The following is a 14,917-nucleotide window of genomic DNA, read 5'->3' as shown; positions in this document are numbered from 1 at the left end:
GTCCTGCCCTTATTTAAACTGTTTGAGGAAACGCAGATCGTTTTCGAAGAATGCACGTAAGTCGGTCACGCCGTAGCGCAGCATGGTCAGACGCTCCATGCCCATACCGAAGGCAAAGCCGGAGTAAACTTCCGGATCGATACCTACGTTGCGCAGCACGTTTGGATGCACCATGCCGCAGCCCAGCACTTCCAGCCATTTGCCGTTTTTACCCATCACGTCAACTTCCGCAGACGGTTCGGTGAACGGGAAGTAGGACGGACGGAAACGAACCTGCAGATCTTCCTCAAAGAAGTTGTTCAGGAAATCGTGCAGCGTGCCCTTCAGGTTGGTGAAGCTGATGTTTTTATCAACAATCAGGCCTTCCATCTGGTGGAACATTGGGGTGTGGGTCTGATCGTAGTCGTTACGATAGACGCGGCCCGGCGCGATAATACGGATCGGCGGTTCCTGCTCCTTCATGGTACGGATCTGAACGCCGGAGGTCTGAGTACGCAGCAGACGCGTTGCGTCGAACCAGAAAGTGTCGTGGTCAGCGCGTGCCGGATGATGGCCAGGAATGTTCAAGGCGTCGAAGTTATGGTAATCATCTTCGATTTCCGGGCCAGTCGCCACGGTAAAGCCGAGCTCACCGAAGAAACTTTCAATGCGATCGATAGTGCGGGTAACCGGGTGCAGACCGCCGTTCTCGATGCGGCGACCCGGCAGAGAGACGTCGATCGTCTCTGCGGCCAGACGCGCATTCAGCACAGCGCTTTCCAGCTCGGCTTTACGTGCGTTAAGCGCCTGCTGTACCTGCTCCTTGGCTTCGTTAATCACCGCTCCCGCTGCCGGACGTTCTTCTGGCGGCAGCTCACGCAGGGTTGTCATCTGAAGGGTCAGGTGCCCTTTCTTCCCAAGATATTCGACGCGGACATTGTCTAACGCGGCAACATCTGAGGCCTGATTAATGGCGGCTGTTGCACTGGCAACCAGCTCTGCGAGATGTGACATGATTTTCCTCATTATGTCGGTGCAGACACCGATTTGGTGGAGTTATTCTCTCAAATTCAGGCACAAAAAAAGCCTCCATCGGGAGGCTTATCTGGCGCTGTTTTTCGTTTCATCTTTCACGCGCTAGCCTCCTGAAATCAGGTGCTAAAGTAAAAGAAGAAGCGGAAAATAGCAGCATTCATGCTTGCGTTACCTTGTCTGGTAAAAACCGTTAAGACCTTATTGAAAAGCCTGCACGGGTAAATGTCAATCTTCTTACAGGGTTATATGAAAAGAGGGAGCCAGGCCCCCTCTCTCAACTGGCTTATGCCAGTGCTGCTTTCGCTTTTTCGACCAGAGCGGTGAACGCTACTTTGTCGAATACTGCGATGTCAGCCAGGATCTTACGGTCGATTTCAACAGAGGCTTTTTTCAGGCCGTTGATGAATTTGCTGTAAGAAATACCGTTCTGACGTGCTGCTGCGTTGATACGCGCAATCCACAGTTGACGGAACTGACGCTTACGCTGACGACGGTCACGGTAAGCGTACTGACCTGCTTTGATAACAGCCTGGAAGGCAACGCGGTAAACGCGTGAACGCGCACCGTAGTAGCCTTTAGCTTGTTTCAAAATTTTCTTGTGACGTGCACGTGCAATTACACCACGTTTTACGCGAGCCATATGTGCTCTCCTGTATCTATATTCTTAGTAAAAAATTAAACGTTAACGGCTTATGCGTACGGCAGGCACGCGATAACCAGACCCAGATCGCCTTTAGAAACGAGGCCTTTTGGACGCAGGTGACGTTTACGCTTAGTAGATTTTTTGGTCAGAATATGACGCAGGTTTGCGTGCTTACGCTTAAATCCACCACCACCGGTTTTTTTGAAGCGCTTAGCAGCACCGCGTACGGTCTTAATTTTTGGCATCTTAATAACTTCCACTTCGCATTGTTAAATAAACGAAACATAGGCGAACAAAACCTATGAAACCCGAAGGCTCCACAGATTTTGCTGCTTGAAGGCCTTACTGTTTCTTCTTAGGAGCGAGCACCATGATCATCTGGCGGCCTTCGATCTTCGTAGGGAAGGATTCGACTACTGCCAGTTCACTCAGATCGTCACGGACGCGGTTAAGCACTTCCATACCAATCTGTTGGTGGGCCATCTCACGACCGCGGAAACGCAGTGTGATCTTGGCCTTATCGCCATCTTCCAGAAAGCGAATCAGGCTGCGGAGTTTTACCTGATAATCGCCATCGTCGGTACCAGGACGGAATTTGATTTCCTTAACCTGGATAACTTTTTGCTTTTTCTTCTGTTCCTTAGAAGACTTACTCTTTTCATAAAGGAACTTGCCGTAGTCCATGATACGACAAACTGGCGGTTCGGCGTTAGGGCTGATTTCAACTAAATCTACTCCAGCTTCTTCAGCTTTTTCGATCGCTTCTCTCAGACTCACAATCCCCAGTGGTTCACCTTCAAGATCTGTTAAGCGAACTTCCTGGGCGCGAATCTCGCCATTGATACGATTCGGACGTGCCGTTTGAACTCGTTTTCCGCCTTTAATACCTTATTCCTCCAGTTGTTGAAGACTGCGGCTGCGAATCTCTTGTTGCAGCTTCTCAATCACTTCACTTACGTCCAGGCTGCCCAGGTCTTTACCACGGCGGGTGCGAACGGCAACTTTGCCTGCTTCCACCTCTTTATCACCACAGACCAACATATACGGGACACGACGTAAAGTGTGCTCGCGGATTTTAAAGCCAATCTTCTCATTTCTCAAGTCTGCTTTTACGCGAATGCCCGCATTTTGTAGTTTCTGCGTCAATTCTTTAACGTAATCCGCCTGAGAATCGGTAATGTTCATCACCACGACCTGCACTGGCGCAAGCCAGGTTGGGAAGAAGCCGGCGAACTCTTCGGTCAGGATGCCGATGAAGCGCTCCAGAGAACCAAGAATTGCGCGGTGAATCATTACTGGTACCTGACGTTCGTTGTCTTCGCCAACATAAGAGGCGCTTAAACGCTGCGGCAGGGAGAAGTCCAGCTGTACAGTACCGCACTGCCATGCGCGATCGAGGCAGTCATACAGGGTAAATTCAATTTTCGGACCGTAGAATGCGCCCTCACCCAGCTGGTATTCGAACGGAATGCCGTTCTCTTCCAGCGCCACGGCGAGATCCGCTTCTGCGCGATCCCAGGTCTCATCGCTGCCGATACGTTTTTCCGGACGCGTTGAGAGTTTGACCACGATCTTCTCGAAGCCAAAGGTGCTGTACATATCGTAGACCATACGAATACAGGCGTTAACTTCGTCACGGACCTGATCTTCAGTACAGAAGATATGCGCATCATCCTGAGTAAAGCCACGAACACGCATCAGACCGTGCAGCGCACCTGATGGTTCGTTACGGTGGCAGCTACCGAACTCCGCCATACGCAGCGGCAGGTCGCGGTAGGATTTCAGACCCTGGTTAAAGATCTGAACGTGACCCGGGCAGTTCATTGGCTTGATGCAGTATTCACGGTTCTCAGACGAGGTGGTGAACATCGCATCTTTGTAGTTGTCCCAGTGGCCGGTTTTTTCCCACAGCACACGGTCCATCATGAACGGGCCTTTTACTTCCTGATACTGGTACTCTTTCAGCTTGGAGCGTACGAACGTTTCGAGCTCACGGAAGATGGTCCAGCCGTCGTTATGCCAGAACACCATACCCGGCGCTTCTTCCTGCATGTGGTACAGGTCAAGCTGCTTGCCGATTTTACGATGGTCACGCTTCGCCGCCTCTTCCAGGCGCAGCAGGTACGCGTTCAGGGCTTTTTTATCGGCCCACGCGGTACCATAGATACGCTGCAACATCTTGTTGTTGCTGTCACCGCGCCAGTAGGCGCCGGCGATCTTCATCAGCTTAAAGTGATGACAGAAGCGCATGTTCGGCACGTGCGGTCCACGGCACATGTCGACGTATTCTTCGTGATGGTACAAGCCAGGCTTGTCATCATGGGAAATATTTTCGTCAAGAATAGAGACTTTATAGCTCTCGCCGCGCTTCACGAAGGTTTCACGCGCTTCGTGCCAGCTGACTTTCTTCTTGATGACGTCATAGTTCGTTTCGGCGAGCTCGTGCATACGTTTTTCGAGCGCGTCGATATCTTCCTGAGTCAGAGTATGGTCAAGGTCAACGTCGTAGTAGAAACCATTGTCGATAACCGGACCGATCGCCATTTTGGTGTTTGGCCACAGCTGTTTGATGGCATGACCTAACAGGTGCGCGCAGGAGTGACGAATGATCTCCAGACCTTCTTCGTCTTTCGCGGTGATGATGGCAAGCGTCGCATCGTTTTCAATCAGATCGGAGGCATCCACCAGCTCACCGTTAACACGGCCAGCAATAGTCGCTTTCGCGAGACCAGGACCAATGTCCAGGGCAACATCCATTGGGCTAACAGCACGGTCGAAATGGCGTTGGCTGCCATCAGGAAGAGTAATTACAGGCATTTTATATCCTTATTTGCAGTGATGCCCCACACATAAGAGCATATACAAAGAAAATAATCGTGATTTGACAATAGATTACGACACCATCTGACCAACAATCGTCAAATTGGTTCGTCATCATTCACCTGCCGAATTCAGATTAATTCGGATTTACGGCAAGCGACGTAATGTTAACACTAACGGAAAGGAGATTGCACCCTCTGCGGCCAGATTGATGGGCTGGCACTTTCGCACGAATTTGCAGGTTGCTTCTCCCCTGCGCTCGCATTTCGATGATGCTGGGCTACTCTTGAACAGGTCCTTAAACCCAAAGGTGCATACCATGAACGTATCCAGTAGAACGGTTGTGATATTGAACATCCTTTCCGCCACAGGTTTATTGTTGATTCTCGCCGAACGATTCCACTGGTTCTGAGCCAGACCCTTCGCTGGCATAACCCAATCGATCCTGAAAAGGGGCATATTTCGGCCCTGTTTGGTAGACTGTGGATATTAACGAACAAGGATTAGGTTATGCCAACAAAACGATTTGCCGTAAAACACTGGAAAATGGTGCTGGTGCTGATTGCCATCTGCGGCGCAATGCTGCTACTCCGTTGGGCGGCAATGATTTGGGGCTAGGGGCGAATGCAGGTCATCAGAAGGGACATCAAAAAGTCACAGACAATAAACGGGCCGACATCATCATCGGCCCGCTTTTATTACATTCTATAACCCAGTGAAACCGTGGTTCTGCGGTCGGTATGATCCGGTGCAGATTCTGGTGGTGAAGAGTTCCAGGTCACGTTGTAGGCGAGTTTCAGACCAAAGTGTTCGTTGATAGCCACGTTAAGCGCCGTCTCAGAGTTCAACGTCGTATCGTCGGCACCAAATACAGAAACACCCTGGGTAAATTTGGTGTTGTCAGTCATCTGCCAGGCATAGGTACCGGAAGCGTAACCGAGCGGTTGAGTTTTGGTATCGCCATTGGTGTATTCGTCATAACGCACACCCGGACCGAATTCAAAACGGAAGCTGTGTACCGGTCCGTTCAGGAACTGACGACCATAACCGGCGGTGAAGACATCGCGCTGGCGATAACCGTTGTAACGGTCGGTTAACCAGCTCCCCTGACCAAACAGATAGTCATAGTCGGTCATGTTGTAACGGCTACGTCCGCCTACCGCATATTTCTCGGAAGAACGTTCGTCGTTAGCGGAAGTGTTGCTGGCATTACCCCACAGAGACCAGGCGGTAGTATTACCGTACCATGTGAGCGTACTGTCCGCCGTCAGAGAAGAGCTTTTCGTGTTACCGGATTGTGCCAGGTACCCAGCATTCAGGTTACCTTCAAACGGTTTTTTCGCGGTGGATGGATCGTCCATGACAGTAAAAACGGAATCATCGGCGGTCGCGTTCATAGCCGCAAACACGCCACCCGCCAGCATCAGTGCAGCGGGCACTGTCTTTAAAAGCTTCATTTTATTAAGGAGTCCGTACAACAAAAAAAGAGACCACACGGTCCCGGAATCTTTCTTGAGGATCAATGACAAGGCGTCCAGAGAAAGGTAACAAATTATAAAAAGCCGCAAATAACATAGCAATGTTTTCTTATTTCATTTTTTGAATAAGAACGATCTCAAAAAGCGTTTTATTTTATATATCTCCGGCCTGACTTTTATTCAGTATTCATATTTAAAATCATACTGTTATTTACATTGCCTTCCTGACAAATGGTGCCAGACTAAAAGGAACCCATGCTAAAAGGAGGTAATGATGGTTTCTATCTACACCCTGACGCTCTCCCCTTCCCTTGATTCCGCCACCCTGACGCCGCAGATTTACCCGGAAGGTAAATTGCGCTGTAGCGCCCCGGTCTTTGAGCCTGGCGGCGGCGGGATCAACGTGGCGCGCGCCATTACCCATCTCGGCGGCAAAGCCACGGCCATTTTTCCCGCAGGTGGTGCTACCGGTGAACACCTGGTCTCTCTGCTGGCCGATGAACAGGTGGCCGTAGACACCGTCGAGGCGAAAGACTGGACGCGGCAAAACCTGCATGTCCACGTGGGATCCAGCGGCGAACAGTACCGGTTTGTCATGCCGGGCGCGAAACTTACCGATGACGAGTTCCGTCAGCTTGAAGAAAAAGTGCTGACGATAGAAAGCGGCGCGCTGCTGGTGGTAAGCGGCAGCCTGCCGCCTGGCGTCAGCACGGAAAAATTGACGGCGCTGATTCAGGCTGCACAGCAACGCGGTATCCGCTGCATCGTTGACAGCAGCGGTGAGGCCCTGCAGGCGGCACTGGTGCCGGGCAATCTTGAACTGGTCAAACCCAACCAGAAAGAGTTAAGCGCGCTGGTCAACCGCGAACTGACGCAACCTGACGATGTTCGCACCGCCGCGCAGGAGCTGGTGCGCAGCGGCAAAGCGCGGCGCGTGGTGGTTTCCCTTGGCCCTCAGGGGGCGCTTGCAGTCGATGAATCGTCATCCGTTCAGGTTGTTCCGCCGCCGATGAAGAGTCAGAGCACGGTTGGCGCGGGTGACAGCATGGTGGGCGCGATGACGCTCAAACTGGCGCAGGGCGCGTCTCTGCTCGAAATGACACGCTACGGCGTAGCAGCGGGTAGCGCCGCCACCATCAACCAGGGCACACGTCTCTGTTCACTTGCCGATACGCAAAAAATCGTCGATTACCTGTCCCGAAATTAACGCCTATTCCCCTTCGTCTTTACGGAGGGGAATGTCATCACCGAGTCGCCAAACGCAAACTATCGACTATGCTAAGAAAACTTCCATGATAACAATGAGGTGAATTATGAGCAGTGGTGACATCACACGCTACGTCGTGACCATCAACCTTCATGAGGCATCGCTGACCGAGCTGAATGAGCTCAACAATGCGTTTACCCGGGCTAATTTTCTCCTCACGCTGACGGATGACGAAGGCAATATTCATGATTTAGGCACCCTGACATTTGGTCTGGTCGGCGCCCTGAGTCAGGAAGAGGTTCAAGCGCTGGCCGCCAGTCTGGTGGAGAGCGTGACCGACAAGCCTGGCGAAATTAACGTGGATACCTGGGAAAGCTGGCGAAAAAAAGAACAATAAGTGCGCTGCATGAATTTAAACCGCTCAGGTGTGCGTTAGTTCGTATTTTTTTACCGCAATTATGCGCTAACTTTATGATCTGGCAGACAACATGGGAGAGTGAACATGTGGCAGGCTATCAGTCATCTTTTACGTGAGCAGCTGGGTGAAGGTGAAATTGAACTGCGTAACGAACTGCCAGGCGGTGAGATCCACGCCGCGTGGCATTTACGCTACGCAGGGCGCGATCTTTTCGTTAAATGCGATGAACGAGAGCTGCTTCCGATATTTACCGCCGAAGCCGATCAGCTGGAACTGTTGTCGCGCAGTAAAACGGTGACGGTCCCACAGGTTCTGGCCGTAGGTAGCGACCGCGATTACAGTTTCCTGGTGATGGAGTACCTCCCCGCCCGTCCGCTGGACGCGCATAATGCATTCATTCTTGGCCAGCAGCTAGCGCGCCTGCATCAATGGAGCGACCAGCCGCAGTTTGGCCTCGATTTTGACAACGATCTCTCCACCACGCCACAGCCCAATGCCTGGCAGCGTCGCTGGTCGACATTTTTTGCCGAGCAGCGCATTGGCTGGCAGCTTGAGCTTGCCGCCGAGAAAGGGCTGGAATTTGGCAATATTGATGCCATCGTCGAGCATGTTCAGCAGCGTCTGGCATCCCACCAGCCTCAGGCGTCTCTGCTTCACGGCGACTTATGGTCCGATAACTGCGCGCTGGGTCCAAACGGTCCCTACATCTTCGACCCGGCCTGCTACTGGGGTGACAGAGAGTGCGATCTTGCCATGCTGCCGCTGCATCCTGAACAGCCGCCGCAAATATATGACGGATACCAGTCTGTTTCCCCCCTGCCGCCCGGTTTCCTCGACCGCCAGCCGGTGTATCAGCTTTATACCCTGATGAACCGAGCCATTCTTTTTGGCGGAGAACACCTTGTTAACGCGCAGCGGGCACTTGAGCGTATGCTTGCCGCCTGAGACGCGAACGGGTGGCTATGCAGCCACCCGTGTCGCTTACAGAAAACCGAGCAGTGAGAAGAAGAAATATCCCGCCACAATGATAATCACGGGAAGAATATAGAGCGGGAAAATTTGCAGGAAAATGGTGTGACGCGGCACAACAATGCGGGATTCAATCTGCTCCCGACTCATGCCTTCCGGGCCTTTGGCCTGCTCCAGAATCAACTGATCCTCAACGCCTTCGCGTAAAAAGCGCGTCTGACGACTCATTCGCGCCCCAGAGGCCTGCAGTGCCAGCGCGACAAAGATCAGGGCGTATATCACCCAAAAGCCGATATTCAGCTGTTGATGAAAATCCGGGGTGGGTGAGTTAAACCAGAAGACATTCAAAAATGGCGTATTGAAACGCATCATCTCAATCATAACATGCGCAAAATCAAGCATTACCGCATTGATACCCGGCTGTTTTTCGCTGTGGTCGTACATAAATTTGAGTACAGAAATCAGCGTAGAAATGACGGCAGGAATAAAAATCACCCAGCCTGCAATACGTTTTAAGACCGCAATGCGTCCAGCTTGTTGATACGTCATCAGTTCCTCTTCATAAAGACGCGTTATTTGTGCCTAAGTCTACCTGCTGGTCATCAATTTCGCCCGCTCTTTAAAAGCAATATGCTAAATTGCAGATTGTGCTTAGCACTTATCGTCTGTCGTACACCCTGGATAAGGAGACGTTGTGATGTCGACACCGCGCCAAATACTTGCCGCAATTTTTGACATGGATGGATTACTGATCGATTCCGAACCGCTGTGGGATCGCGCCGAACTGGACGTTATGGCCAGCCTGGGCGTGGATATCAGCCGCCGTAATGAACTACCCGATACGCTGGGCCTACGCATCGACATGGTGGTTGACCTGTGGTTTGCCCAACAGCCGTGGGTGGGTCCCGGTCGAGACGAGGTAACCGCGCGCATTATCAGCCGTGCCATTTCGCTGGTGGAAGAGAACAAGCCGCTGCTGCCCGGCGTACGTGAGGCCGTCACGCTGTGTAAAGCCCAGGGGCTGAAGGTCGGACTGGCCTCGGCTTCACCGCTGCATATGCTGGAAAAAGTGCTCGTCATGTTTGAACTGCGCGACAGTTTCGACGCGCTGGCGTCCGCTGAAAAATTGCCTTACAGCAAGCCGCACCCGCAGGTCTATCTGGACTGCGCCGCTAAGCTCGGCCTGGATCCCCTCAACTGCGTTGCGCTGGAAGACTCCGTTAACGGCATGGTCGCCTCTAAAGCCGCGCGGATGCGCTCCATTGTGGTGCCTGCGGAAGAAGGCCGCCACGATCCCCGGTTTGCCCTCGCCGATGTGAAGCTAAATTCACTGGCAGAACTCACGGCGCATCATCTGCAGGGCGGTTAACGCCCTCCTCCGGTTTGTGACAAACAGTTACACCGTCACCTCTTCCGCCTACTGTATAAAAACCCTATACTGTATGAATTGACAGTTTTGTGGGTTTTATCATGACGGCGGAAGGCCACCTGCTTTTTTCAATCGCGTGCGCAGTATTTGCCAAAAACGCTGAACTTACCCCCGTGCTGGCACAGGGGGACTGGTGGCATATTGTTCCTTCCGCCGTATTGACCTGTCTGCTGCCCGACATCGACCACCCCAAGTCCTTCCTAGGACAGCGCCTGAAGTGGGTGTCTAAACCCATCGCCCGCGCGTTCGGCCACCGGGGGTTTACGCACAGCCTGCTGGCCGTGTTTGGCCTGCTGACGCTGTTCTATTTAAAAGTGCCCGAAAGCTGGATCGTCCCCGCTGACGCTATCCAGGGGATGGTGCTGGGCTATTTAAGCCATATCCTTGCCGATATGCTGACGCCTGCGGGCGTGCCGCTACTTTGGCCCTGCCGCTGGCGTTTCCGTTTTCCCATCCTGGCGCCGCAAAAAGGTAACCAGCTTGAGCGGGTATTGTGCATGGCGCTGTTTGCTTACGCCGTCTGGATGCCGCAAACGTTGCCCGAAAACAGTGCAGTCCGCTGGTCTTCCCAGATGATTAATTCGCTGCAATTTCAGTTCAATCGCTTTATTCATCACCAGATTGAACAGTAAACCAACAAAATTATCTCATTTGTCATAACCCATTCCATTTGGATATAAGCGCTACATCACACTTCTGCTAACCTTCCGCCAACAGGATCGGTAAAAACCGACCCGATAATAAATCAGGAGAACGGGGATGAATTTTCCACTCATCGCGAACGTCGTTGTGTTCGCTGTATTGCTATTGCTTCTCGCGCAGGCGCGCCACAAACAGTGGAGCCTGGCGAAAAAGGTGCTGGTTGGTCTGGCCATGGGTGTCGTATTTGGTCTGGCATTACAGGCAATTTATGGCTCCGATAATCCAGTTCTTAAAGATTCCATTCAGTGGTTCAACATCGTCGGTAACGGCTATGTCCAGCTGCTGCAGATGATCGTTATGCCGCTGGTGTTCGCTTCTATTCTGAGCGCCGTGGCCCGCCTGCACAACGCGACCCAGTTGGGAAAAATCAGCTTCCTGACCATTGGTACGCTGCTGTTCACCACGCTGATTGCCGCGCTGGTGGGTGTGCTGGTCACTAACCTGTTTGGCCTGACCGCAGAAGGTCTGGTTCAGGGTACCGCTGAAACGGCGCGTCTGACCGCGATTCAGACCAACTACGTTGGGAAAGTGGCTGACCTGACCGTGCCGCAGATGGTGCTCTCCTTCATTCCGAAGAACCCGTTTGCTGACCTGACCGGTGCGAGCCCAACCTCGATCATCAGCGTGGTTATTTTCGCCGCGTTCCTGGGCGTAGCGGCGCTGAAGCTGCTGAAAGACGACGCGCCTAAAGGCGAACGCGTGCTGACCGCGATTGATACCCTGCAAAGCTGGGTGATGAAGCTGGTACGTCTGGTGATGCAGCTGACCCCGTACGGCGTGCTGGCGCTGATGACCAAAGTGGTTGCCGGCTCTAACCTGCAGGACATCATTAAGCTGGGCAGCTTCGTTGTCGCCTCTTATCTGGGCCTGGGCATTATGTTCGTGGTGCACGGCATCCTGCTGGGCGTGAACGGCGTCAGCCCGCTGAAGTACTTCCGTAAAGTCTGGCCGGTACTGACCTTTGCCTTCACCAGCCGCTCCAGCGCCGCGTCTATCCCGCTGAACGTGGAAGCGCAGACCCGTCGTCTGGGCGTGCCTGAATCCATCGCCAGCTTCTCTGCCTCCTTTGGTGCTACCATTGGTCAGAACGGCTGTGCGGGTCTGTACCCGGCGATGCTGGCGGTGATGGTTGCTCCTACAGTCGGCATCAACCCACTTGATCCGGTCTGGATCGCCACGCTGGTCGGGATTGTTACCGTAAGCTCCGCAGGCGTTGCAGGTGTTGGCGGTGGCGCAACCTTCGCCGCGCTGATTGTGCTGCCTGCGCTGGGTCTGCCCGTGACGCTGGTCGCCCTGCTGATCTCCGTTGAACCGCTGATCGACATGGGTCGTACCGCGCTGAACGTGAGCGGCTCCATGACCGCTGGCACGCTGACCAGCCAGTGGCTGAAGCAGACCGACAAAACGATTCTGGAAAGTGAAGACGACGCCGAGCTGGCGCACCGTTAATCACCGTCTGAAATAAAAAAACCGCCTGATGGCGGTTTTTTTATGGCTGTTATTCCTCAACCTCTTCATCCTGGCGGATCTGCATCGCCCACCGCTGCGCTGACTCCGGCACCGTAAAGGTGGGTGAGCGACGGAAATGTTCGCCGATCAGCACAAAGGCCACGTATTTCCCCCGCAGCAGCCAGACATCGCGAAAACCCTCCACTTTCAGGGCATGGTCAGGCGGCGCGGGCTCAACGCGGGGCACATAGCTAATAACCTGGCGGTTTTGTTGACGAAGAGGTTTCATAAGCGACTGGTTCACTAAAGCAAATTCTTGAAGCAGGAAAACTCTATGATAGCCGATCCTGCTGCCTTCCGTCGCGCCCCGAGTGGGTGAGAGGGCTCCTTTCGTTAATCACGTCATGTGAAAACTCTTAGTTCGCGAACCATGTCGCGACATTGTTCTATCCTTAATAGGGTTTTTAGCAATGGATAAAGGAGAAGCGTGCAATGTCGAACAAAGATAAAACACATCAATCACCGATTCATGGCACTGAAGAATCTCAACCGGGTATGGACTCTCTCGCCCCTGCTGACGGCTCTCACCGCCCCTCCCCTGGCCCTTCCGCGCTGGGAGAACAGCCTACCGCACCGGGAAGCATGAAATCGCCGGATACGGGAAACGAGAAGCTGAAATCTCTTGAGCCACACCGTAAAGGCGGCGAAGGTTTTGCGCTCACCACCAATCAGGGCGTACGCATTGCTGACGATCAGAACTCCCTTCGCGCAGGCGCGCGCGGGCCTACCCTGCTGGAAGACTTTATCCTGCGGGAAAAAATTACCCACTTCGACCACGAGCGGATACCGGAACGTATCGTCCACGCGCGCGGTTCCGCTGCGCACGGCTACTTCCAGCCCTACAAGAGCCTGAAAGCGATCACCAAAGCGGATTTTCTCTCCGACCCGGATAAAATCACCCCGGTGTTTGTGCGTTTCTCCACCGTGCAGGGCGGTGCGGGGTCGGCAGATACCGTCCGGGATATCCGCGGCTTTGCCACCAAGTTTTATACCGAAGAGGGGATTTTCGATCTGGTCGGCAATAATACGCCGGTGTTTTTCATTCAGGACGCGCATAAATTTCCTGACTTTGTCCATGCGGTAAAACCGGAGCCCCACTGGGCCATACCGCAGGGACAAAGCGCGCACGACACCTTCTGGGACTATGTCTCCCTGCAGCCTGAAACCTTACACAACGTGATGTGGGCGATGTCAGATCGCGGCATCCCCCGCAGCTACCGCACTATGGAAGGGTTTGGCATCCACACCTTCCGGATGATCAACGCCGAGGGGAAAGCCACGTTTGTCCGTTTCCACTGGAAGCCGGTGGCGGGTAAAGCCTCGCTGGTGTGGGACGAGGCGCAGAAGCTAACCGGGCGCGATCCGGACTTCCATCGCCGCGAGCTGTGGGAGTCCATTGAAGCGGGCGACTTCCCGGAGTACGAGCTGGGTCTGCAGCTCATCCCGGAAGAGGACGAATTTAAGTTCGATTTCGATCTTCTGGACCCGACGAAGCTGATCCCGGAAGAGCTGGTACCGGTGCAGCTGGTAGGTAAAATGGTGCTCAACCGCAACCCGGATAATTTCTTTGCCGAAAACGAGCAGGCCGCGTTCCACCCGGGGCATATCGTGCCGGGGCTGGACTTCACCAACGATCCGCTCCTGCAGGGACGCCTGTTCTCCTATACCGATACGCAGATCAGCCGACTCGGCGGGCCGAACTTCCACGAAATTCCGATTAACCGCCCAACCTGCCCGTACCACAACTTCCAGCGCGACGGGATGCACCGTCAGGATATTGATACCAACCCGGCAAACTATGAGCCGAACTCCATCAACGATAACTGGCCGCGTGAAACACCTCCCGGGCCGAAACGCGGTGGCTTCGAATCGTACCAGGAGCGTATCGATGGCAACAAAATTCGCGAGCGTAGCCCCTCGTTCGGCGAATATTACGCCCACCCTCGCCTGTTCTGGAACAGCCAGACGCCGATTGAGCAACAGCACATCATCGGCGGCTTCAGCTTTGAGCTGAGCAAAGTGGTGCGCAGCTACATCCGCGAGCGGGTAGTCGATCAGCTGGCGCATATTGATATTCAGCTAGCCCAGAGCGTTGCGGACAACCTGGGCATTACGCTGACCGACGAGCAGCGCAATCTTGCCCCGCCGAAAGAGGTTAACGGGGTGAAGAAAGATCCGTCTCTGAGCCTGTATGCGGTGCCGGGCGGCTCGATAAAAGGCCGCGTGGTCGCCATTCTGCTGAACGACAGAACCCGCGCCAGCGACGTGCTGGGAATTATGCAGGCGCTTAAAACCCAGGGCGTGCATGCCAAACTGCTCTATTCCCGCATGGGTGAAGTGACGGCCGACGATGGTTCTGTGCTGCCGGTCGCGGCGACCTTTGCCGGTGCGCCATCGCTCACAGTCGATGCGGTAATTGTGCCGGGCGGAGATCTTGCCAGCCTGCTGACCAACGGCGACGCCGTCTATTATCTGCTGGAAGCCTATAAGCACCTGAAGCCGATCGCGCTGTCCGGCGACGCGCGACAGTTTAAGGCGCAGCTGAAGGTAGCCGATCAGGGTGAGGACGGGATTGTCGAGGGCGATAACGTTGACGATGCCTTTATGACGAAGCTGTTTGATTTGCTCGCCGCGCACCGCGTCTGGTCGCGAAGCAGCAAGATCGATCAGATTCCGGCGTAAAAAAAGCCGGGTGGCGCTTGCGCTTACCCGGCCTACATTCGATTGG

The 14,917-nt window shown here is 53.7% G+C and carries 18 protein-coding genes and 1 other annotated feature; of the genes, 9 read left to right on the top strand and 9 right to left on the bottom strand.

Translation table 11 applies throughout. The annotated features are described in order from the left end of the window. Positions 1 to 9 precede the first annotated feature (9 nt). From pheS to thrS, 6 genes are all read right to left on the bottom strand, one after another. Positions 10 to 993, bottom strand: coding sequence for a phenylalanine--tRNA ligase subunit alpha (gene pheS, locus LRM19_RS04840; RefSeq protein WP_020884406.1), 984 nt, complete (start codon positions 991 to 993; stop codon positions 10 to 12). Between the two features lie 62 nt (positions 994 to 1,055). Then, positions 1,056 to 1,180: a sequence feature (Phe leader region), on the bottom strand. Next, a complete protein-coding gene (gene pheM / locus LRM19_RS04835; RefSeq protein ID WP_001386830.1) occupies positions 1,131 to 1,175 on the bottom strand; it encodes a pheST operon leader peptide PheM in 45 nt (14 codons plus the stop codon). It overlaps the preceding feature by 45 nt. Positions 1,181 to 1,297: 117 nt before the next feature. Next, on the bottom strand, positions 1,298 to 1,654 hold the full coding sequence (gene rplT, locus LRM19_RS04830) for a 50S ribosomal protein L20 (protein ID WP_000124850.1): 357 nt from the start codon (positions 1,652 to 1,654) through the stop codon (positions 1,298 to 1,300). 50 nt (positions 1,655 to 1,704) lie between these two features. Further along, entirely contained in the window at positions 1,705 to 1,902 is a 198-nt protein-coding gene (rpmI, locus tag LRM19_RS04825; RefSeq protein ID WP_003030583.1) for a 50S ribosomal protein L35, read from the bottom strand. Positions 1,903 to 1,999: 97 nt separating this feature from the next. Next, positions 2,000 to 2,542, bottom strand: a complete 543-nt coding sequence (infC, locus tag LRM19_RS04820) for a translation initiation factor IF-3 (RefSeq protein ID WP_014069901.1) — start codon at positions 2,540 to 2,542, stop codon at positions 2,000 to 2,002. 3 nt (positions 2,543 to 2,545) lie between these two features. Further along, on the bottom strand, positions 2,546 to 4,474 hold the full coding sequence (gene thrS / locus LRM19_RS04815; protein ID WP_008500657.1) for a threonine--tRNA ligase: 1,929 nt from the start codon (positions 4,472 to 4,474) through the stop codon (positions 2,546 to 2,548). Between the two features lie 214 nt (positions 4,475 to 4,688). Between thrS and yncL the strand changes: the two genes are divergently transcribed. Next, positions 4,689 to 4,889, top strand: coding sequence for a stress response membrane protein YncL (gene yncL, locus LRM19_RS21160; protein WP_320717749.1), 201 nt, complete (start codon positions 4,689 to 4,691; stop codon positions 4,887 to 4,889). Positions 4,890 to 4,987: 98 nt separating this feature from the next. Beyond that, entirely contained in the window at positions 4,988 to 5,095 is a 108-nt protein-coding gene (yniD, locus tag LRM19_RS04805; protein WP_008500658.1) for a small membrane protein YniD, read from the top strand. A gap of 80 nt (positions 5,096 to 5,175) precedes the next feature. Here the strand turns inward: yniD and LRM19_RS04800 are convergent, their stop codons facing one another. Beyond that, on the bottom strand, positions 5,176 to 5,934 hold the full coding sequence (locus tag LRM19_RS04800; protein WP_111965612.1) for a DUF481 domain-containing protein: 759 nt from the start codon (positions 5,932 to 5,934) through the stop codon (positions 5,176 to 5,178). Positions 5,935 to 6,229: 295 nt separating this feature from the next. Between LRM19_RS04800 and pfkB the strand changes: the two genes are divergently transcribed. The 3 genes from pfkB to LRM19_RS04785 all read left to right on the top strand — a co-directional run bounded on the left by pfkB (position 6,230) and on the right by LRM19_RS04785 (position 8,525). Continuing rightward, positions 6,230 to 7,162, top strand: a complete 933-nt coding sequence (gene pfkB / locus LRM19_RS04795; RefSeq protein WP_127732767.1) for a 6-phosphofructokinase II — start codon at positions 6,230 to 6,232, stop codon at positions 7,160 to 7,162. Positions 7,163 to 7,268: 106 nt separating this feature from the next. Continuing rightward, positions 7,269 to 7,559: a type V toxin-antitoxin system endoribonuclease antitoxin GhoS gene (gene ghoS, locus LRM19_RS04790; RefSeq protein ID WP_271367711.1), complete on the top strand. Its 291-nt coding sequence runs from the start codon at positions 7,269 to 7,271 to the stop codon at positions 7,557 to 7,559. A gap of 105 nt (positions 7,560 to 7,664) precedes the next feature. Further along, a complete protein-coding gene (locus tag LRM19_RS04785) occupies positions 7,665 to 8,525 on the top strand; it encodes a fructosamine kinase family protein (RefSeq protein ID WP_024909435.1) in 861 nt (286 codons plus the stop codon). A gap of 36 nt (positions 8,526 to 8,561) precedes the next feature. Here LRM19_RS04785 and LRM19_RS04780 read toward each other — a convergent pair whose 3' ends face one another. Then, on the bottom strand, positions 8,562 to 9,098 hold the full coding sequence (locus LRM19_RS04780) for a YniB family protein (protein ID WP_023311291.1): 537 nt from the start codon (positions 9,096 to 9,098) through the stop codon (positions 8,562 to 8,564). Positions 9,099 to 9,246: 148 nt separating this feature from the next. On the opposite strand from LRM19_RS04780, the gene hxpB reads away from it, so the two are divergent. From hxpB to LRM19_RS04765, 3 genes are all read left to right on the top strand, one after another. Further along, a complete protein-coding gene (gene hxpB, locus LRM19_RS04775; RefSeq protein WP_115874824.1) occupies positions 9,247 to 9,918 on the top strand; it encodes a hexitol phosphatase HxpB in 672 nt (223 codons plus the stop codon). A gap of 101 nt (positions 9,919 to 10,019) precedes the next feature. Then, entirely contained in the window at positions 10,020 to 10,610 is a 591-nt protein-coding gene (locus LRM19_RS04770; RefSeq protein ID WP_014883483.1) for a metal-dependent hydrolase, read from the top strand. A gap of 127 nt (positions 10,611 to 10,737) precedes the next feature. After that, the gene (locus tag LRM19_RS04765) at positions 10,738 to 12,129 is read left to right on the top strand and encodes an L-cystine transporter (protein ID WP_111965608.1); all 1,392 of its coding nucleotides are present in this window, start codon (positions 10,738 to 10,740) and stop codon (positions 12,127 to 12,129) included. Between the two features lie 49 nt (positions 12,130 to 12,178). Here the strand turns inward: LRM19_RS04765 and cedA are convergent, their stop codons facing one another. Beyond that, on the bottom strand, positions 12,179 to 12,433 hold the full coding sequence (gene cedA, locus LRM19_RS04760; RefSeq protein WP_072032690.1) for a cell division activator CedA: 255 nt from the start codon (positions 12,431 to 12,433) through the stop codon (positions 12,179 to 12,181). Between the two features lie 188 nt (positions 12,434 to 12,621). Between cedA and katE the strand changes: the two genes are divergently transcribed. Beyond that, the gene (gene katE / locus LRM19_RS04755; protein ID WP_271367710.1) at positions 12,622 to 14,871 is read left to right on the top strand and encodes a catalase HPII; all 2,250 of its coding nucleotides are present in this window, start codon (positions 12,622 to 12,624) and stop codon (positions 14,869 to 14,871) included. Positions 14,872 to 14,917 lie beyond the last annotated feature (46 nt).

The sequence above is a fragment of the Enterobacter sp. PI-10 genome (assembly GCF_027947695.1).
GTDB lineage: Bacteria > Pseudomonadota > Gammaproteobacteria > Enterobacterales > Enterobacteriaceae > Enterobacter > Enterobacter vonholyi.
This window is presented reverse-complemented; position numbering and strand designations above follow the sequence as displayed.